We start from the raw sequence: 20,588 nt of genomic DNA, 5'->3' as shown, positions 1-20,588 counted from the left end.
GCTTCACCCTTCCCGCTTGCCCATCAGGCCCTTGGGCCGCACGATCAGCATCGCCACCAGCAGCAGGTACGGCAGGATCGGCGCGACCTGCGCCAGCGTCAGCCGCAGCACCGGCGCCAACGGACCGGAAGACGGGATGTCCAGGCCCAGCGCCCCCAGCATGCCGGCCAGCGAATAATCGAGCGCCACGGCGAAGGTCTGCATCATGCCGATCAGGATGGAGGTGATGAAAGCGCCGGCCAGGGAGCCCAGCCCGCCCACCACCACCACCACGAAAATGATGCTGCCCACCGCCGCCGCCATGCCGGGTTCGGTGACGAAGGCATTGCCGCCGATCACCCCGGCCAGCGCCGCCAGCGCGCAGCCGCCGCCGAACACCAGCATGAATACGCGCGGCACGTTGTGGCCGAGCGCTTCGGCCATCTGCGGATGGGTCAGCGCGGCCTGGATGGTCAGGCCGATGCGGGTATGGCGCAGCAGCAGCCAGATGGCCAGCAGCATGAGCCCGGCCACCAGCAGCATGAAGCCGCGATAGACCGGGAACGCGGTCGAATACAGCGTAAACAGCGTGCCGTCCAGCCCGGCCGGGATACGGTACGGCACCGGCGAGCGGCCCCACACCAGTTGCACCAGCTCCACCACCAGGTAGGACAGGCCGAAGGTAAACAGCAGCTCCGGCACGTGGCCGTAGCGGTGCACGATGCGCAAGCCGTAATGTTCGACCAGCGCGCCGGCCAGGCCGACCAGTACGGGCGCGAGGAACAGCGCCGGCCAGAAGCCGAGCACGCTGGAGATCGAATAGGCCACATAGGCGCCCAGCATGTAGAAGCTGGCGTGGGCGAAGTTGGGCACGCCCATCATGCTGTAGATCAGCGTCAGCCCGGAGGACAGCATGAACAGCAAAAAGCCGTAGCCCAAACCGTTCAGGAAGGTGATCAGTGCGAATTCCAAGGATGCCTTTGCAGCGCGGTACGGAAATTGCCCTCCCGCAATCGCGGCAGAGCTCAAAAGTAGCGCGATCCTATGGGATTAGCGGTTCTCTGTCAAAATGACGGATTACGTGCGGATGCCCCGCCACGCGCTTGCGATCGGCGCCGACGGCACCATTTACCTGCCATGACCATCACTTCAGACGCCCCGGCCGCCTTGCCGGCCTTCGGCAACCGCTTCGCCGACTTGCCGCCGGCCTTTTACACGCGCCTGCAGCCGACCCCGCTGCCCGCGCCCTATCTGGTCGGCTTCAGCGATGAGGCGGCCGCCACCATCGGCATGAGCCGCGCCATGCTGGACGATCCCGCCTGGCTGGACGTATTCACCGGCAACCGCATCGCCGACGGCTCGCAGCCGCTGGCAGCGGTGTACTCCGGGCACCAGTTCGGCGTATGGGCCGGGCAATTGGGCGACGGCCGCGCGATCTCGCTGGGCGATGTGCCCGCCGCCGACGGCCGCGGCCGCATCGAACTGCAATTGAAAGGCGCCGGCCAGACGCCCTATTCGCGCATGGGCGACGGCCGCGCCGTGCTGCGTTCGTCGATCCGCGAATTTCTGTGTTCCGAAGCCATGGCCGCGCTGGGCATCCCGACCACGCGGGCGCTGGTGGTGACCGGCTCCGACCAGCGCGTCATGCGCGAGACCGTCGAAACCGCCGCCGTGGTTACGCGCATGGCGCCTAGTTTCATCCGCTTCGGCTCGTTCGAGCATTGGTACTACAACCAGCGCTTCGACGAACTCAAGGTGCTGGCCGATGCCGTGCTGGAACAGTTCTATCCCGAACTGCTGCGGCAGGAAAACCCCTACAAGGCGCTGCTGACGGAAGTCACCCGCCGCACCGCCGAGCTGATGGCGCAGTGGCAGGCGGTCGGCTTCATGCATGGCGTGATGAATACCGACAACATGTCGATCCTGGGCCTGACGCTGGATTACGGCCCGTTCGGCTTCATGGAAGCGTTCGATGCGCGCCATATCTGCAACCATACCGACCAGCAGGGCCGCTATTCCTACCAGATGCAGCCGCGCATCGGCCAGTGGAACTGCTTCGCGCTGGGCCAGGCCATGCTGCCGCTGGTGGGCAGCGTGGAAGACACCGAAGCCGCGCTGGCCGGCTATGAAGCGACATTCGAAGCCAAACAGGATGCGCTGCTGCACGCCAAGCTGGGCTTGCAGACCTTCCAGCCCGATGACGACAAGCTGATCGACGCCATGTTCGCCATCCTGCAGGGCAGCCATGTCGATTTCACGCTGTTCTTCCGCCGCCTGGGCGACTTGCAGGTCGACAACCCGGCCGCCGATGAGCCGCTGCGCGACCTGATCATCGACCGTCCCGCCTTCGACGCCTGGGCCGCGCAATACCGCCAGCGCCTGCGCGCCGAAGACAGCGACGATGCCGGCCGCCGGCTTGCAATGCACGCGGTCAACCCCAAATACGTGCTGCGCAATTACCTGGCCCAGGTCGCCATCGACCGTGCCCGGCAAAAGGATTTCTCGGAAGTGGAAAAACTGCAGGCCATCCTGCGCCGCCCGTTCGACGAGCAGCCCGAGCACGACAAGTACGCCGGCCTGCCGCCCGACTGGGCCAGCCACCTGGAAGTGAGCTGCTCTTCCTGAAAACCATTACACTTCCGGCAACGCCATCGCATCAGCATTACAGGAGCCAGACATGACCAAACGCGTAGAAAAGACCGAAGCCGAGTGGCGCGAGCAACTTGAGCCGATCGAATACCAGGTAGCCCGCGAGGCCGCCACCGAGCGCGCCTTCACCGGCCGCTACTGGGACCACCACGAAGCTGGCACCTATACCTGCGTCTGCTGCGACACGCCGCTGTTCACCTCGGACGCCAAGTTCGATTCCGGCTGCGGCTGGCCCAGCTACTTCGAACCCATCGATGCCGCCAACGTGCGTGAAAAAATCGACCGCAGTTATGGCATGATTCGCACCGAGATCATCTGCAACGTCTGCGACGCCCACCTGGGCCACGTCTTTCCCGACGGCCCGCCGCCGACCGGACTGCGCTATTGCATCAATTCGGCGTCGCTGCGGTTCGACCCGGCCTGACGGCCCGGCGGGCGCCGCGGCCGGTTCCTATCGATTACCCCTCTTCCAGAAAAGCCCACGCAATGAAGTTTCTGTTCGACCTGTTCCCCATCATCCTGTTTTTCGGCGTGTTCAAATGGGCCGAAGGCCACCCCTCGACCGCGCAGGAACTGGTGATGCAATACCTGGGCGGCGCCATGTCCAGCGGCACAGTCACCGCGGCGCAGGCGCCCATCCTGCTGTCGACGGCGGTGGCGATCGTCGCCTCGCTGGCGCAGATCGCCTGGCTGCTGATGCGCCGGCGCAAGATCGACGGCATGCTGTGGGTGTCGCTGGCGATCATCGTCGTCTTCGGCGGCGCCACCATCTATTTCCGCGACGACACGTTCATCAAGTGGAAACCGACCATCCTGTACTGGTGCTTCGGCGTGGCATTGCTGTTCTCGCAATTGCTGCTGAAGAAGAACCTGATCCGTGTGATGATGGAAAAGCAGGTCAGCCTGCCGGAGCCCGTCTGGCCCCGCCTGAACCTGGCGTGGATCTTGTTTTTCGCCGCCATGGGCGCGCTCAACCTGTACATCGCGTTCAACTACACGCTCGATACCTGGGTGAACTTCAAGATGTTCGGCAGCATGGGCTTGATGTTCGCCTTCATCATCGGCCAGAGCCTGTTCCTGTCGAAGTACATGAAAGACGCCGAATGAGCGCCGCCGATACGCGGCCCGAACGCATCCGCGAACGGCTGATTGCAACTTTCTCGCCCAGCCAGTGTCTGGTCGAGGACGAGTCCGCCCTGCATGCCGGTCATGCGGGCGCGGCCTCAGGCGGAGGTCATTACAGGGTCCGCCTCGTCTCCGACTTGTTTGAAGGTAAAAATAGGGTTAACCGCCATCGGCTGGTGTATGATTGCCTGTCCGACCTGATGCAGCAAGAGATCCATGCGCTGGCCATTGTGGCGCTCGCCCCATCAGAGGCAACCGACTGAAATCAAGAACAAAGAACAGACGCCACTCCTTCCTGTTTTCATCTCCATTTTGATTTACTCCTTCATTTTCTAGGATTCAATAATGACATTTAAACCTGCTCGTCTGCTGGTTCTGCTGTTTGCAATCGCTTCGATCCCGGCTGTCGCTCAAAACCTGGCTGTCGTCAACGGCAAGGCGATCCCCTCCTCCCGCGCCGACCTGATGGTCAAGCAGATGACCGCCCAAGGCCAGCCCGACAGCCCGCAACTGCGCGGCGCCATCAAGGAAGAGCTGATCAACCGCGAAATCCTGATGCAGGAAGCCGACAAGCAAGGCCTGTCCAGCAGCCAGGACGTCAAGAACCAGCTGGAACTGGCGCGCCAGTCGATCGTCATCCGCGCCCTGATCGCCGACTACCTGAAGAAGAACCCGGTGTCGGACGCCGACATCAAGGCTGAATACGACAAGTTCAAGGCCCAGGCCGGCGACAAGGAATACCATGCCCGCCACATCCTGGTGGACAAGGAAGAAGACGCCAAGGCCATCATCGCCAAGCTGAAGGCCGGCACCAAGTTCGAAGACCTGGCCAAGCAATCCAAGGACACCGGCTCGGCTGCCAACGGCGGCGATCTGGACTGGGCAACCCCGGCCTCCTTCGTCAAGCCGTTCTCCGACGCCATGGTCGCCCTGAAGAAGGGTGACATCACCCAGACTCCGGTGCAGACCCAGTTCGGCTGGCACGTGATCCAGCTGCAAGACGTGCGTCCGGCCAAGGTGCCGACCCTGGACGAAGTCAAGCCGCAAATCGCCGAAGCCCTGCAACAGAAGAAGCTGCAGGCGTACCAGGAAGAACTGCGCAAGAAGGCCAAGGTGCAGTAACACCCCGGCTTTACGGCGGCCAGCGCTGGCCGCCGGAGCGACATCCGACAAACCCGGTCAAGGTCTCCTTGCCGGGTTTGTTGTTTTACAGGCATGATTTTTTACGCGATTCGCGCCGTCGGGCCTTGCAATGTCCGAATGCCGGCTTCTTGCGCGCGGCATTCCGCTCACTTTTCCATGCACAGTCGCCTTCAGGCGATGCGCCGGAAAAACACCGGGCAACCCATCGATGGATAAGCCCCCAAGAAAAATAATTGTTATTTATTTTTTATCTTTTAATAATTTTTTTATAAATAATTAGAAAAATAAAATAATTCAGCCTCACTTCAATCATTTCACCAATACGCATTCTGCTATTCTTCGATCCTGTCCCAAGCGGGACAAGGCCGTCCGCTCACCAAGCACCAACAGCAAAAGAGCGGCGACAACAGGCATTTCGGGGGAGGCGCACAAGGTCGCTCCGTAATGCCGCACATTACACAACATCGTGGTTTCAGGAGAGACACCTATGAAAAAGAGTTCCTTGCTGCTACTCGCAGCGGGTTTGACCAGCGGCGGCGCGGCGTTTGCACAGACGAACGTGACCATCTACGGCATCGTCGACACCAGCATCCACTACCTCAGCAACGCCAATGCCAATGGCAATGGCGTCGTCCGCCTGGATAATGGCGCGATCGCCAACAGCCGTATCGGCTTCAAGGGTACCGAGGATCTGGGCGGTGGTCTGAAGGCTATGTTCCAATTGGAAAACGGCTTCAGCAGCGATAACGGCGCAATGCTGCAAGGCGGCTCCCTGTTCGGCCGCCAATCGTGGGTTGGCCTGCAAGGCGGCTTCGGCAAGATCCGCATGGGTCGGCAGAATACCCCGCTGTTCGACCTGCTGGCCGACCACTTCGACCCGCTGACCGTAGGTAACTATGCCAGCAACTCCTGGCTGCCGGCCGCCGGCACCTTGATTCGTACCCCTAACATGGTGCGCTATGACAACGACTTCGGCCCGGTGTCGGCTGCGGTCAGCTGGTCCTTTGGCGAAAAGGCTGGTTCGGTGCGCACGGGCAGCCAGTTCAGTAGTTCCCTGCGCTATACCGCTGGCGCCTTCGCGGTTGGTGGCGGTTTCCAGCAAACTGTTAGCCCCGACAACTCCAGCTACAAGGACACTGTCTGGAACCTGTCTGCTTCCTATGACTTCGGTTCGACCAAGGTGTTCGGCGGCTGGTTCAACATCAAGGATGAAACCGGAACGACAGGTGCCTACATGGCAGCCGATAGCGATACCACTGGATGGACCACCGCCAGCACCGTCAAGGCAACTGCCGGCAATCAGCGCAAGGACAATGGTTTCTTCCTCGGCTCCAGCTACAAGGCCACCAGCGCCCTGACCTTGACCGGCGCGTTCTACTACGACAAGAGCAAGAACGTGTCGTACGAAGGCCTGGGCAATGTCGGTGACGGCAAGCGTTACGCCGTGGTCGGCTGGGCGGACTATGCGTTGTCCAAGCGTACCCAGTTGTATGCCACCATCGACTACAACAAGGCCAAGGACGCTGCTGTGTACGAGCTGACCAACTCGGCTTCGGGCAAGAACAGCCTGACCACCGTGGGCATGGGCATCCGCCACATTTTCTGATCCTGCCTGAACCGCGCCGCATGCCCCACAAAGGCTGCGGCGCAAATCAGACGATTCAGAAAGCAAAAAGCGCAGTTCCTTTCGGAACTGCGCTTTTTTATTGCCCTATCGCGTCAACGGCCCGCCAGGCGGGCCGGCTAGGATTATCCCACCCACTTGCGCGCATTGCGGAACATGCGCATCCACGGCGAATCCTCGCCCCAGGATTCCGGGTGCCAGGACTGGGTGACGGTGCGGAACACGCGCTCGGCGTGCGGCATCAGCACCGTGAAGCGACCGTCCGGCGTGGTCACCGAGGTGATGCCCTGCGGCGAACCGTTCGGGTTGTACGGATACGCCTCGGTCACGGCGCCCTTGTTGTCGACGTAGCGCATGGCGACGATGGCCTTGCTGATGTCGCCGGTCTGCGAGAAGTCGGCAAAGCCTTCGCCGTGGGCGGTGGCGATCGGCGCCTGGGTGCCGGCCATGCCCTGCATGAAGATCGACGGCGAATCCGCCACTTCCACGTTCACGAAACGCGCCTCGAACTGCTCGGACTTGTTGCGGGTGAACTTGGGCCAGTCTTGCGCGCCAGGGATCATCGACTTCAGGTTGCTCATCATCTGGCAGCCGTTGCAAATGCCCAGCGAGAAGGTGTCGCCGCGCTGGAAGAAGCGCGAGAACTGCTCGGCCAGTTGCGCGTTGAACAGGATGGTCTTGGCCCAGCCCTCGCCCGCGCCCAGCACGTCGCCGTAGGAGAAGCCGCCGACGGCGATGAAGCCCTTGAAGTCGTCCAGCTTGGCGCGGTTGGCGATCAGGTCGCTCATGTGCACGTCGACCGCGGTGAAGCCGGCCTTGTGCATGGCGAAGGCGGTCTCGATGTGCGAGTTCACGCCCTGCTCGCGCAGGATCGCCACCTTGGGACGGGCGGCGGCGCCGATGTTGAGGAACGGCGCGGCGATGTCTTCCTGCGGATCGAACGTCAGCTTCGGGCTGATGCCGGGGTCGGCCGCGTCCAGGATGCGGTCGTATTCGGCGTCGGCGCAGGCCGGGTTGTCGCGCAGGCGGGCGATGCGCCAGCTGGTTTCGCTCCAGGCGCGTTGCAGCTCGATGCGGGGCTGGCTGTAGATGTTCTTGGCGTCGCGCAGGAATTCCACCACGTCGCGCTCGTTAAGCTTGCCGATGATGTGGCTGCAGGCGCCCAGGTTGAAGCTGCGCAGCACGTTCATCACGTCCGACTTCTCTTCGGCGCGCACCTGGATCACCGCGCCCAGTTCCTCGTTGAACAGCGCGCGCAGCGTCAGTTCATTGCGGCGCTCGGCCACTTGCGTGGTCCAGTTCTTGGAGTCGCCCCAGTCGGCCGCATGCTCGCCTTCCATGGTCAGGATGTCGAGGTTGACCGAGATGCCGGTATGGCCGGCAAAGGCCATTTCCGCCAGCGTGGCGAACAGGCCGCCGTCGGAACGGTCGTGGTAGGCCAGCAGCTTGCCGTCGGCATTGAGTTGCTGGATGGCGCTGAAGAAGCCCTTCAGGTCTTCGGCGCTGTCCACGTCCGGGGTTTCATTGCCGATCTGCTGCATGACTTGCGTGAGCGCCGAAGCGCCCATGCGGTTCTTGCCGCGGCCGAGGTCGATGACGATCAGCACGGTGTCGCCTTGGTCCTTGCGCAGTTGCGGCGTCAGCACGCGGCGCACGTCCGTCGCCGGCGCAAAACCGGACACGATCAGCGACACCGGCGACGTCACCGACTTGGCGCCGGTGTCGTCGCTCCAGGTGCTGCGCATGGACAGCGAATCCTTGCCCACCGGGATCGACACGCCCAGCGCCGGGCACAGTTCCATGCCCACGGCCTTGACGGTGTCGAACAGCGCGGCATCCTGGCCGGGCTGGCCGCAGGCCGCCATCCAGTTGGCCGACAGCTTGATGTCGCCGATCGCGGCGATCGGGGCGGCGGCGATGTTGGTGATCGCCTCGCCCACCGCCATGCGGCCCGATGCGGGGGCATCGATCACGGCCAGCGGGGTGCGCTCGCCCATGGCCATCGCCTCGCCCAGATAGCCTTCCAGGCCCATCGCGGTCACGGCGACGTCGGCCACCGGCACCTGCCAGGGACCGACCATCTGGTCGCGCACCGTCATGGCGCCCACGCTGCGGTCGCCAATGGTGATCAGGAACGACTTGTCAGCCACGGTCGGCAGGCGCAGCACGCGGTACGACACATCCACCAGGTCCATGCCGGTCAGGTCCACCGCCGGCAATTCCTTGGTTAAGCGCGTGACGTCGCGATGCATCTTGGGCGGCTTGCCCAGCAGCACGTCCATCGGCATGTCGACCGGGCTGTTGTTGTGCTCGGGATCGATCACTTTCAGCTGGCGCTCTTCGGTGGCGGTGCCGACCACGGCGAACGGCGAACGCTCGCGCTCGCACAGGTACCTGAACAGCTCCAGGTGCTCGGGCGCGATGGCCAGCACGTAACGCTCCTGGGATTCGTTGCTCCAGATTTCCTTGGGCGCCAGGCCGGACTCTTCCAGCGGCACCTTGCGCAGGTCGAACAGCGCGCCGCGCTTGGCGTCGTTGGTGATTTCGGGGAAGGCGTTGGACAGGCCGCCGGCGCCGACGTCGTGGATCGACAGGATCGGGTTCTCGTCGCCCAGTGCCCAGCAGGCGTTGATGACTTCCTGCGCGCGCCGTTCCATTTCCGGGTTGCCGCGCTGCACCGAGTCGAAGTCCAGGTCGGCGGTATTGACGCCGGTGGCCATCGACGAGGCAGCGCTGCCGCCCATGCCGATGCGCATGCCGGGGCCGCCCAGCTGGATCAGCAGGCTGCCCGCCGGCAGGTCGTTCTTCTTGGTGTGCTTGGCCGAGATGTTGCCCATGCCGCCGGCGATCATGATCGGCTTGTGGTAGCCCATCACCTCGCCGCCCACGTTCTGCTCGTAGGTGCGGAAGTAGCCGCCCAGGTTGGGACGGCCGAATTCGTTGTTGAACGCGGCGCCGCCCAGCGGGCCTTCGATCATGATCTGCAGCGGCGAGGCGATGCGCTCGGGCTTGCCGTAGATGCCGCCGTCGGCGCGGGGATCGCGCTCGGCCACGGGTTGCGCCACATCGCGCGCGTTTTCCCAGGGCTGCACGGCGTGCGTGACCATCAGGTTGGAGACGGTGAAACCGGTCAGGCCGGCCTTGGGCTTGGCGCCGCGCCCGGTAGCGCCCTCGTCGCGGATTTCGCCGCCGGCGCCGGTGGAGGCGCCCGGGAACGGCGAGATCGCGGTCGGGTGGTTGTGGGTTTCCACCTTCATCAGGATGTGGGTCAGCTCTTCCGACGCCTCGTACACGTTGCCGCGGCCGGCGCCGCGCTGGTAGAAACGCGGCACTGTCGCGCCTTCGATGACCGAGGAGTTGTCGCTGTAGGCCACCACCGTGCCCTTGGGGTTCAGTTGATGGGTGTTCTTGATCATGCCGAACAGCGACTTGTCCTGGGCCGCGCCATCGATGGTCCAGTCGGCGTTGAAGATCTTGTGGCGGCAGTGTTCGCTGTTGGCCTGGGCGAACATCATCAGCTCAACATCGGTCGGGTTGCGCCGGGCCTTGGTGAAGGCGTCCACCAGGTAATCGATTTCGTCGTCCGACAAGGCCAGGCCCAGTTCGACGTTGGCGCGCTCCAGGGCGGCACGGCCGCCGCCGGTCACATCCACCGACTCCAGCGGCTTGGCCTGCAGTTCGGTAAACAGGCCGGCGGCTTGGTCCGGATGGCGCAATACGGTCTCGGTCATGCGGTCATGCAGCAGCGCCGCCACGGCCGGGATGCTGGCATCGGCCAGCTTCTTGGCGCCGCCCAGCAGGCCGCTCTTGACCTGGACGTGGTAGACGATACCGCGTTCGACGCGGTGGATATGGACCATGCCGCAGTTGTGGACGATATCGGTGGCCTTGCTGGCCCAGGGCGAAATCGTGCCGAAGCGGGGAATGACGACGAAGGACTCGCCCTCGTCGCTGCCGTTGAACGGGTCGCCATAGGTCAGCAGGCCGTTCAGGCGCGCCTCGTCTTCCTTGGTCAGGGCGCCTGCGGCATCGACAAAATGCAGGAAACGGCCGGAAACGCCGGTAATGGCGGGATCGACAGCTTGCAGTTGGGACAGGAGGCGTTGGGTGCGGAAAGCGGAAAGGGCATTGGAGCCCGGCAGAATCAGCATGGCGAGGTCGAGGCAGTTGGCTTGAATCGGGAAAACTGGTGCTGGTGCGGCTTGTGGCCGACCCGTGGATCGTGCGCGCGTTTGTCAGCAAAGACCGAATTATACAGTGGACAAGGGTATTCGGCCCACTGAAAGCGGGCGCCTGCGGGCATCCGCGCTGTCATCGACACTTCCTGCCCATGCGTTGTCCCCAACAACACCCGCCGTTCCCGGAATCAGTCAAACAAGCCCCCCTTTGGTCGGAAACTTGCATGACATTCCGGCAATATCGGAGCGGCAAGAGCATTTCGAGGTATCATTCCGGCCGCATCGGAAACGCCGCCGCCAAGGCGGCCGCCCGATGGCGCTGACAACAGCGGCTGATCCGCCATTAAGACAGACAGAGTGAACAACACACATCGACAGATCGCCGTCATCGGCGGGGGACTTTCAGGGATTTGCAGCGCCTACTTCCTGGCCGCCAAGGGGTATGAGGTCGCCGTCATCGAACGGCGTGCCCATGTTGCCGAAGAAGCCACGTTCGGCAATTCCGGCCTGCTCGCGCCCGGCGCGGCCATGCCGCTGACCCTGCCCGGCGCCTTGGCCACCTTCGCCTGCCGTTTCCAGGAAGAACCGCGCGTGCTGCTGGCATCGGGAACCGACCTCAAGCGCAGCCGCTGGATGCGCCAGACGCGCCTGGCCCAGCAGCAGCGCCTGGCCGACAACAAGCTCCGGCTCACCCGCCTGTCGGCTTACGGCCTGGAACTCACACGCCAGTTGCAGGAACATTATGCGATGGAGCATGAAAACAGCAGCGGCGTATTCCATCTGTTCCGCACCCCGGCCGAGGCCGCGCGCATGGCGCCGTTGCAAGAAAGCGCGCAGCAATGCGAGATCCGGCACAAGACGCTCGACACCGCCGCGATCCGCCAGCTGGAACCGGCCTTCTCTTCCGAAGCCGCCCTGGCCGGCGCGCTGTATTACCCGGACGACATCGCCGGCAATTGCGTATTGTTCGCCAAGCAGATGCGCAACGCGGCCCAGGAACTGGGCGTGTCTTTCCATTTCGGCTCGACCGTCAAGTCGATCCAGCCTGAATTCGGCGCACGCGTGGCGCTGGAACTGGAGTCGCCGCACCTGGCCAGCCGCCTGACCATCGATGGCGTGGTGCTGGCTGCCGGCATGCAAACGGCCGAGCTGCTGCGCCCGCTGGACACGCCGCTGCCGATGCGCGCCCTGCAAAGCTATTCGGCGCTGGTGCCGGTCAAGAACCCCGACGATGCGCCCGACATGGCGCTGTTCGACGACAGCTACAAGGTCGCCATGACGCGCCTGGGCAACCGCATCCGCATCACCGGCCTGCTCGGCTTTTTGCCGCCGTCGCAGGCGATCCCGCCCAAGGCCCTGCGCAACCTGCTCAAGATCGCGGGCGACTATTACCCGAACGCCGCCAATTACAACCAGGCGCACTTCTGGAGCAGCACGATCCCGCTCCTGCCCAGCGGCATGCCGCTGTTCGGCCCCACGCGCCACGGCAACGTTTTCGTCAACGTCGGCCACGGCATCGCCGGCTGGGCCGCCGCAGTCGGCTCGGCGCGCGCGCTGGCCGATATGGTCGCCGGCGAGCAGCCGGAAGTGGATCCGGCAGGCTTCCTGCCGCAGGATCTGGCGACGGCCTGACTTCTCCGCCACACCCGACGCCCACCGCAATATCGTTCGGCCAAGTCCCTGCCGTAACTCGTCATCCCGGCGAAGGCCGGGATCCAGTGTCTTTCGTTGTGTCTCGACGGCCGTTGAACGATACTGGGCCCTGACTTTCGCCAGGGCGACGGCGTTTTACTTCGTCGTCGATTTTTTTCATCTGCCGGCGTGCAGCGCATTCTGCGCAATTGACTTAGAATGATTTCGAGGCACAGCCTCACCTCTGCAGTTCATCCCGATCACCGCAACACCAACGCATCAGCGATCACAGCCATGAGCGCGCTCTATTCTGTTGCCGAAATCCGCGAAATCGAGCAAACCGCCCTGTCCGGGCTCCCCTCCTATACCCTGATGCAGCGTGCCGGCGCGGCCGTGGCGGAATACGCGCAGCAACTGCTGTCGTCCACCACGCAATCCTCGCCCTCGGTGCTGGTCCTGGCCGGCCCCGGCAACAATGGCGGCGATGCGCTGGAAGCGGCCTGCATCCTGGAAGAAGCCGGCATCGAAGTCGCCGTGCAACTGCACGCCGACCAGGGCAAGCAGCCCGAGGATGCGCGCCGCGCGCTGGCGCGCGCCCGCGAAGCGGAAATCCAGTTCATCGACGACCTCACGCCGGCCGGCCTGCGCGGACAATCCTGGGCGCTGGTGATCGACGGCCTGTTCGGCATCGGCCTGGCGCGCGCGCCCACGAGCAAGCTGCGCGCCATCATCGATCATGTCAACGGCCTGCCCTGCCCGGTATTGTCCATCGACGTCCCCAGCGGGCTCAATGCCGACACCGGCAGCATCGTCGGCGGCGCCGATGGCGTGGCGGTCAATGCCACCCACACCATCACTTTCATCGGCGACAAGCCCGGCTTGCATACCTGCGAGGGCAAGGACCATAGCGGCCTCATCGCGCTGCAAGCGCTGGACATCGCCCCAGGCTGCTACCGGCCGACCCGCGCCTTCCTGAACGGGCCGGCGCATTTTGCGGCCTCCCTCAAGCCGCGCGCCAACAACTCGCACAAGGGCAGTTACGGCGACGTGATCGTCGTCGGCGGCGCGCGCGGCATGGCCGGAGCACCGGTGCTGGCGGCGCGCACCGCGGCGTTTGGCGGCGCCGGCCGGGTCTACCTGGCGTTTGTCGACGACGGGCCGGCCTACGACAGCATGCATCCGGAACTGATGTTCCGCGTCGCCGACCGCGTCGAATTCGGCGCCAGCGCGGCGCTGGTGGTCGGTCCCGGCATGGGCACCTCGCGCCACGCGCACGACATCCTGGCCCGTGCGCTCGACAGCCAGGCCGACATCGTGGTCGATGCCGATGCCCTCAACCTGATCTCGGCCGAACCGACCTTGCAGCACAAGCTGCACGACCGCCGCGGCGGCAGCGGGGAAATCGCCAGCATCATCACCCCGCATCCGCTGGAAGCCGCGCGCCTGCTCGACACCACGACCCAGAACATCCAGAACGACCGCCCCCAGGCCGCCCGCATGCTGGCGCGCCACTTCAATGCCATCACCGTGCTCAAGGGCGCCGGCACCGTGGTCGCCTTTCCCGATGGCGAGATGGTGATCAACCCGACCGGCAATCCGGCGCTCTCCACGGCCGGCACCGGCGACGTGCTGTCAGGCCTGTGCGGCGCGCTGCTGGCGCAAGGCTGGCCCCTGCGCGCCGCCGCGCTGGCCGCCACCTGGATCCACGGCGCCGCGGCCGACCGGCTGGTGGCGCAAGGCCTGGGCCCGGTCGGGCTGACTGCGAGCGAATTCATCCCGGCCATCCGAGCCGTGTTCAACAACATCATCCGAGACCATGTCCACCAGCGCCCTGCCGCAATTCCGAGTCGTACATACACCTAAGCTCTGGCTGGGGATCATCTTTCTGGTCACTGGTTTGTGGACGCTGTCCCTGCTGGACGCGGCCGGCAAGCTGCTGGCCATTTCCGGCTACCACGTGGTGATGATCGCGTGGATGCGCTATACCATCAACGTCCTGTTCATGGCGGCCACGATGGTGCCGCTCTACCAGAAACGCACCGGACGCAGCATCTTCCGCTCCAACCGGCTGGGCCTGCAGATCGGCCGCGGCACCCTGCTGCTGGCGTCGACGCTGATCTTTTTCTCGGTATTGAAGGTTGTGCCGCTGGCCGAAGGCACGGCGATGAATTTCTGCGCGCCGCTGGTGGTGCTGGCGATCTCGCCGTGGCTGCTGGGGGAACGGGCGTATGTCTCGCGCTGGATCGCGGTGCTGGTCGGCTTTACCGGGATGCTGATCGTGATCCGCCCCGGCGGCGACATCCCGCCGCACGGCGTGGCGCTGGGCTTGCTGTCGGCCTGCACGATGGCGCTCATGTCCATCCTCAACCGCAAGGCCAACCAGGCCGACGACCCGATGGTGACGCTGTTCTACGGCGCGCTGATGGGCAGCGCGCTATCCACGCTGGCGGTGCCGTTCTTCTGGAGTTCGCATACGCCGGACCTGGTCGAATGGGCGATCCTGATTTCCACCGGCCTCACCGGCACCATCGGCCACTTCCTGCAGAACAACGCCTACCGCCACGCCGAGGCCTCGGTGCTCACGCCCTTCTTCTACGCCCAGATCATCTCGGCATCCGGCATGGGCTGGCTGGTGTTCGGCCAGTTTCCCGACCACATCACTCTCATCGGCATCGCCATCATCTGCGCCAGCGGCATGGGCATCGCCTATGTCGAGCACAAGCGCGCGCATCCGCTGCCGCCGGCCGATCCGATGGAAGCGGTCTGAACCTCAGGTTCAGGTATTGCCGGCAAGGCGGCCGGCAGCGATGGTGATGGTGCGCGCGCAGCGCGCGGCGATGGAATTGTCGTGCGTCACCAGCACCAGCGTGGAGCCGCGTTCCTGGTTCAGTTCGAACATCAGCTTGATCACCGATTCGCCGGTGGCGGCATCGAGGCTGCCGGTGGGCTCGTCGGCGAACAATAGCGGCGGCTCGGTGACGAAAGCGCGCGCCAGCGCCACGCGCTGCTGCTCGCCGCCGGAGAGGTATTTCGGATAATGCTTGAGACGGCTGCCCAGGCCCACGCGCGCCAGCATCCGTTCGGCCTTGGCGCGCGCCTCGCCGTCGCCGCGCAACTCCAGCGGCAGCATCACGTTTTCCAGCGCGTTGAGGTGGCCGAGCAACTGGAAGGACTGGAACACGAACCCCAGCTTGCGCTTGCGCAGCGCCGCGCGGCCGTCTTCATCGAGGGCGAAGATGTCTGTGCCATCCAGCCGCACGGAACCTTCGCTGGGGGTATCCAGTCCAGCCAACAGGCCCAGCAGCGTGGATTTTCCGGAACCCGACGCGCCGACGATGGCCAGCGTGGTGCCGGAGGCCACGGTAAAATCGATGCCGGAAAGAATCGTGAGCTGGCCGGATTCGGCCGATGCATCGGCAACGCGTTTGGACAACTGAAGGACTTCAATGGCGGGAACAGCAGAAATGGCGACAGGATCGGCAGCAATGGCGGCAGCGGAATCGGGCATGCAGGGCATTCAGGCAAGAAGGATGGCGACATTCGCAGCGCGAACCGGCCTCAAGGCATGGTTGCGGCTGCTGGCGGGCATCGCCCTGATGCTGGCGGCGATGAGCGCCTATTCTGCCCCAAAAACCCTGCTCGTGCTCGGCGACAGCCTGTCGGCGGAATACGGACTGGCGCGCGGCACCGGATGGACCCGGCTGCTGGAGCAGCGCCTGCAGCAACACAAGGTCGATGCCGTGGTGATCAACTCCAGCATCAGCGGCGACACCACCATCGGCGGCAAGAATCGCCTGCCTTCTCTGCTGGAAAAGAACAAGCCCGATATCGTCGTGATCGAACTGGGCAGCAACGACGCCCTGCGCGGCCTGCAGCTCAACACCACGCAAGACAACCTGCAGGCCATGATGGACCTGGCGCGCCAGAGCAAGGCCAAGGTGCTGCTGGTGGGCATGCAGATCCCGCCCAACTACGGCGCCGACTACACGCGCCGCTTCACTGACATGTTCCAGCGCCTGGCCAGGCAGAACAAGGCGCCGCTGGTGCCCTTCTTCATGGATGGCATCGCCGCCAACATGGAGCTGTTCCAGGCCGACCGCATCCATCCCAACGAACAGGCGCAAGCCATGCTGCTGGATAACGTCTGGCCGCATTTGAAGCCGCTGGTCGGATTGAAATAAGCACCCTCATCGCCCCCGTTCGGGCGGCCCTGATTCGGGCTGGGCAGGCGCGCTCCCTTCGATACGCCGCCAGGCGGCTACTCAGGGCGAACGGGCTTGGTTGAACCGCTCAGTGCCGCGCATACAGCGCCAGGAACCGGCGCAGCAAGCCGGTCGATTGCGGCGTTTCGCTGACTTTCTCGCACAGCGCCGCGGCGTCGATGCCGCAACCGCGATACACCTCGGCGTAGTAATTGAGGTGAGCCCGCACGAAATCCGGCGAGAATTCCGGGTGAAACTGGGTCGAATAGATGTTTTCCGCATGCTTGAGCATGTGGTGCGGATCCAGCGGCGAGCGCGCCATCACGACTGCTTCCGCCGGCGGGCGCAGCACCGACTGCATGTGCAGCATGTGCGCCGGGAAAGTGGTCGGCAGCTCGCCCAGCAAGGCATCCTTGCGGCAGCAGTCGTAGGTTTGCACATGCATGGTGCCGGCGGCGCGGCCGGCCGGGTTGTAGCCGACTTCGCCGCCGAAGGCATAGGTCAGCAACTGGTGGCCGTAGCAGATGCCGAACATCGGGGTCTGTTCCGCCGCCGCATCGCGCAGCCATTCGGCGGTGCGCTCGCTCCAGTCTTCCTTGTCGGTCACCATGGCGGGCGAACCGGTGATGAAGACGGCGCGGTAGGAACAGGGCGAGCGCAAGGCCTGCCCCTGGTACACGGTGACGGTTTCGGTTTCATGGTCGGCCAGTCCGGCGGCAGACTGGATCTGCTGCGCGTAGCCGCCATAGCTGCTCTTGAGGGTCTGGTTGGGATCGCCGGTTTGGATGATCAGGACTGGGGCTGGCATGGAAAACAGTAGTCGGCTATTCAATGGCAAAACATTGCATCGGAAGCATTCCCATCGGGCGATTCCTGATCATGCTACGGCAGCCGGATCACGCCGGGATGAGGCGAACTGCGCTCGGGATGGCAAGCGAAGCATGCTGAAAAATGCTGCGCTGCCTCAATAATGAAACAAAAAAGGCCGCTGGAGAAGCGGCCTGTATAAATTTTTTAGCTGATTGTCGCGCCCATGCACGGATATCATCGGCATGGGGCGCCGCAGGCGCGCCGCTTCACATCTGCGGTGCGTCCTGCGGCTTGGCTGCCTTATTTAGCGGCCTTATTTAGCGGCCTTATTTGGCGGCATCGTCGGCGCTGATCGCGGCGGCGCCCTTCAACAGCTTGGTCTTGGCCTTTTCGCGCAGGTAGCCGAGATAGGCCAGCGCTTCCTGCTGCGACAGCGCATTGGCGATCTGTTCCTGCTCGGCCTTGCGGCGCGCCGCATCCACGGTCTTGGGCTGCTCCACCTTGGTCACGCGGTAGATCTGGTAACCCATGCCCGGCATTTCCACGCCGGTGTAGGCCGGCAGCTTGGCGGCATCGACCTTCATGACGGCATTGAACGCCTCTTCGTTCCAGCCTTCGGCCTTCACGCGCGACACCACCTTGGCCTCGCTGAAGCCGGCGCCGTCATCCTTGGCCTGCAGTTCGGCCAGGCGGGCCTGGCCGGCCTTGGTGGCCAGCGCCTGCTCTTCCTGCTGCAGCACGGCCTTGTGCACGTCAGCCTTGACGTCCTCGAAGGCACGCACGGTCACCGGCGTGTACTGGCTGATGCGGCCGGCCACCAGCGTATTGGGGGCGACCTGCACGGCCTCGGAGTTGTGCCTGGACTTGATCACGTCGTCGGTAAACAGCGCCGCCAGGAACTTGGCATTGTTGTACGGCGCCGCGCCGGCCGCCGGGTTGGGCGCACGCGTGACGCCGGTGGCGGTCTGGATCTTCAGTTTGAGCTTGTCGGAAACCGCCTTGAGGCTGTCGCCGTTTTCGTAGACCAGGTTGTTGAACTGGTCGGCCAGCTCGGAATACTTCTTCGCCGCGATCTGCTTCTTGATCTCGCCGGCGATCTCATCCTTCACCGAGTCGAGCGGCTTGACCGACGCCGGCTTGATGCCGGTGACTTCGATCACGTGATAGCCGAAGTCCGACTCCACCGGATCGCTGATCTCGCCCTGCTTGAGGCCGAAAGCAGCATCTTCGAAAGGCTTGACCATCGCGCCGCGGCCGAAGAAGCCCAGGTCGCCGCCGTTCTCGGCCGAGCCCGGATCTTGCGAATTGGCCTTGGCCAGCTTGGCGAAATCGCCCGGATTCTTGCGCAGCTGGGCCACCAGGCCTGCCGCCTTGGCCTTGGCGGCCTCCTTGTCGGCGGCCGGCGCATCCTTCTTGACGGTGATCAGGATGTGGCTGGCGCGACGCTGTTCTTCGGTCGCATACAGCTTCTGGTTTTGCTCGTAGTAGGACTTGATGTCGTCATCGGTCACCTGCGACTGCGCGGCCACGGCGGCGCCATCGAGCACCACGTATTCGATGCTGGCCTGCTCCGGCGTTTCAAAACGCTTGCCGTTCTTGTCGTAGTAGGCCTTGAGCATCTCGTCGGTCACCTTGACCTGGGAGGCGTAGCTCTCCGGCTTGAAGTTGAGCATCTGCACCGTGCGTTCCTGGTCGTTCAGGTTCGACAGGTTGTCGGCCACGGTCTTGGGCGCGAATGCGGTGTTCTGGATCGCCGCATTCAACTGCTGCAGCGCCATTTCGCGGCGCAGGCTGGCCTCATAGCCCTTGGGAGTCATGCCCTGGGCCGCCAGCAGCACGCGGTATTGGTCGTTATCGAAGGTGCCGTCCGGTTTGGTCAGGCCCGGGATTTGCAGGATGCTTTGCTGCAGCGCCTGGTCAGGCACCACCAGCTTGCTGGCCGCCACTTCGGCGCCCAGCGCGCGCTGCGCGATCAGGTTGTCGAGGATGGCGCGGCGCGCCTCGGGGGTATCGAACAGCCTGGTGTCGAACCGATCGCCATAGGCCTGGCGCATGCGTTCGAGCTGCTGGCGATGCGCGGCATCCCACTCTTCCTTGGTAATGGTCTGTCCGGCCACCTTGGCCACGGCGCTGCCGCTGTCGGTCAGGCTGCTGTAGCCCTCCAGGCCGAAGAAAGCGAACGACGGGAAGATGAACAGCAGCAGCAGGAACTGCATCAGGCGCTGGTGGGTACGAATGAATTCAAACATGAATAGCCAATCAATAAACGATCCGGTCAATGAAGGTGCGCGCCCCTCGCTGTCTCGCGCCGGATTCGGTAATAAAAAAGGCGAACTCACGTTCGCCCTGGTCCGGCGGAGCGGGAAACCGCCAGGAAACGCTTCCTGCGGCAAGCCCTCAGGCGCACAACGCACTCAGTCGTGCACGCGCGACATTATACACATGCCCATCCCCGGCAACATCCCCGCACCGGTCGCGGATGCCTGCATTCATTCGCCCATCTGCGCCAGCGCCACGCTGCGCAACTGGAAGCGTCCGTCATTGTTGAACAGCCAACTTTCGGACAATTCGATGCGGCCGTGCCGCAGCAGCGCCTCCGGCGGCTTGGGGAACGGCGCCGTATTCTTCAGGCTGCCCAGCGCGCTGGCCTCGGCCTGCTTGTCGCGGTTGCTGCGCAGTATCTCGCTGTTGACAAGGTTGCCGTCGCGGTCGACCACATACTTGACCACGATCACCGAGCGCAGCAGCGCCTGCGGACGCTCGACATAGACGCTGGTGAAATTGACCTGCGAGATGCGCTTGGCCAGATCCTGCTTGTAGCCATCGGCGGTGGTGGCGGTCGAGGTGCCGTCCGCCGTGGTCTTTTTCTGTTCGATGATGGACCTGGCCAAGTCGTCGCGCTGCTGCTGCGTGCTCTCCGGCCCCGAACAGGCGGCCAGCAATGCCGCCACGCCGATCCTGGCCAGCGTCAGGCGGGACGGCCCGCGATATGCCAGTTTCCTTGTTTGACTCATATTCGTTCTCCCTGCACGTGCGCCGATGGCGGCTGGCAACACAGCGACGCCGTGCGATCCCGCGCCAGCAATCCCGACACTATATCAGTGCCGCCGCCTTCTCCATCAAGCCTGTTTACGCGCCATCCATAACTTCAATCTATAGGTCGGATATTACCCCGCTATCACAGAGGGAGCTGTCATCCAGCAGTCATATTTGCCCCGTAACATCCGCTTGCCTTGAGACCGACAA

16 protein-coding genes are annotated in these 20,588 nt (G+C 63.9%); 10 read left to right on the top strand and 6 right to left on the bottom strand.

Translation table 11 applies throughout. The annotated features are described in order from the left end of the window. Positions 1-3: 3 nt before the first annotated feature. Positions 4-951: a branched-chain amino acid ABC transporter permease gene (locus FB598_RS15230; protein ID WP_141915141.1), complete on the bottom strand. Its 948-nt coding sequence runs from the start codon at positions 949-951 to the stop codon at positions 4-6. A 165-nt stretch (positions 952-1,116) separates the two neighbouring features. Between FB598_RS15230 and FB598_RS15225 the strand changes: the two genes are divergently transcribed. The 6 genes from FB598_RS15225 (at position 1,117) to FB598_RS15200 (ending at position 6,502) form a co-directional block, all read left to right on the top strand. Then, complete coding sequence (locus FB598_RS15225) at positions 1,117-2,604, top strand: YdiU family protein (RefSeq protein WP_141915144.1); 1,488 nt, start codon at positions 1,117-1,119, stop codon at positions 2,602-2,604. 52 nt (positions 2,605-2,656) lie between these two features. Next, on the top strand, positions 2,657-3,052 hold the full coding sequence (msrB, locus tag FB598_RS15220; protein ID WP_141915147.1) for a peptide-methionine (R)-S-oxide reductase MsrB: 396 nt from the start codon (positions 2,657-2,659) through the stop codon (positions 3,050-3,052). A 62-nt stretch (positions 3,053-3,114) separates the two neighbouring features. Continuing rightward, complete coding sequence (locus tag FB598_RS15215) at positions 3,115-3,735, top strand: septation protein A (RefSeq protein WP_141915149.1); 621 nt, start codon at positions 3,115-3,117, stop codon at positions 3,733-3,735. Continuing rightward, entirely contained in the window at positions 3,732-4,016 is a 285-nt protein-coding gene (locus tag FB598_RS15210) for a BolA family transcriptional regulator (protein WP_141915151.1), read from the top strand. Before FB598_RS15215 ends, FB598_RS15210 begins: the two co-directional genes overlap by 4 nt. 82 nt (positions 4,017-4,098) lie before the next feature. Continuing rightward, positions 4,099-4,875: a peptidylprolyl isomerase gene (locus tag FB598_RS15205; protein ID WP_141915153.1), complete on the top strand. Its 777-nt coding sequence runs from the start codon at positions 4,099-4,101 to the stop codon at positions 4,873-4,875. Positions 4,876-5,383: 508 nt separating this feature from the next. After that, positions 5,384-6,502, top strand: a complete 1,119-nt coding sequence (locus FB598_RS15200) for a porin (protein WP_141915155.1) — start codon at positions 5,384-5,386, stop codon at positions 6,500-6,502. 143 nt (positions 6,503-6,645) lie between these two features. Here FB598_RS15200 and purL read toward each other — a convergent pair whose 3' ends face one another. Beyond that, positions 6,646-10,671: a phosphoribosylformylglycinamidine synthase gene (gene purL / locus FB598_RS15195; RefSeq protein WP_141915157.1), complete on the bottom strand. Its 4,026-nt coding sequence runs from the start codon at positions 10,669-10,671 to the stop codon at positions 6,646-6,648. Between the two features lie 384 nt (positions 10,672-11,055). Here purL and FB598_RS15190 point away from each other — a divergent pair, with 384 nt between their 5' ends. From FB598_RS15190 to FB598_RS15180, 3 genes are all read left to right on the top strand, one after another. After that, positions 11,056-12,330, top strand: coding sequence for an FAD-dependent oxidoreductase (locus FB598_RS15190; RefSeq protein WP_141915160.1), 1,275 nt, complete (start codon positions 11,056-11,058; stop codon positions 12,328-12,330). 294 nt (positions 12,331-12,624) lie between these two features. Continuing rightward, positions 12,625-14,193 carry an NAD(P)H-hydrate dehydratase gene (locus FB598_RS15185; protein WP_141915162.1) on the top strand — a complete coding sequence of 523 codons (1,569 nt, stop codon included), beginning with the start codon at positions 12,625-12,627 and terminating at the stop codon, positions 14,191-14,193. Further along, a complete protein-coding gene (locus FB598_RS15180) occupies positions 14,147-15,097 on the top strand; it encodes a DMT family transporter (protein WP_141915165.1) in 951 nt (316 codons plus the stop codon). Before FB598_RS15185 ends, FB598_RS15180 begins: the two co-directional genes overlap by 47 nt. Before the next feature lie 9 nt (positions 15,098-15,106). Here the strand turns inward: FB598_RS15180 and FB598_RS15175 are convergent, their stop codons facing one another. Beyond that, a complete protein-coding gene (locus tag FB598_RS15175) occupies positions 15,107-15,838 on the bottom strand; it encodes an ABC transporter ATP-binding protein (protein WP_183405867.1) in 732 nt (243 codons plus the stop codon). Positions 15,839-15,860: 22 nt separating this feature from the next. On the opposite strand from FB598_RS15175, the gene FB598_RS15170 reads away from it, so the two are divergent. Further along, positions 15,861-16,511, top strand: a complete 651-nt coding sequence (locus tag FB598_RS15170; protein WP_304599181.1) for an arylesterase — start codon at positions 15,861-15,863, stop codon at positions 16,509-16,511. Positions 16,512-16,620: 109 nt separating this feature from the next. Here the strand turns inward: FB598_RS15170 and FB598_RS15165 are convergent, their stop codons facing one another. From FB598_RS15165 to FB598_RS15155, 3 genes are all read right to left on the bottom strand, one after another. Beyond that, positions 16,621-17,340, bottom strand: a complete 720-nt coding sequence (locus tag FB598_RS15165) for a glutamine amidotransferase (RefSeq protein WP_141915170.1) — start codon at positions 17,338-17,340, stop codon at positions 16,621-16,623. A 328-nt stretch (positions 17,341-17,668) separates the two neighbouring features. Next, a complete protein-coding gene (locus FB598_RS15160; RefSeq protein ID WP_141915172.1) occupies positions 17,669-19,591 on the bottom strand; it encodes a SurA N-terminal domain-containing protein in 1,923 nt (640 codons plus the stop codon). A 240-nt stretch (positions 19,592-19,831) separates the two neighbouring features. Next, positions 19,832-20,356, bottom strand: a complete 525-nt coding sequence (locus FB598_RS15155; protein ID WP_141915174.1) for a TonB family protein — start codon at positions 20,354-20,356, stop codon at positions 19,832-19,834. Positions 20,357-20,588: the final 232 nt, after the last annotated feature.

This window comes from Herbaspirillum sp. SJZ106 (genome assembly GCF_006715495.1).
GTDB lineage: Bacteria > Pseudomonadota > Gammaproteobacteria > Burkholderiales > Burkholderiaceae_D > Herbaspirillum.
Note: the sequence above shows the minus strand (reverse complement) of the source record. Positions and strands in the feature narration are given on the sequence as shown.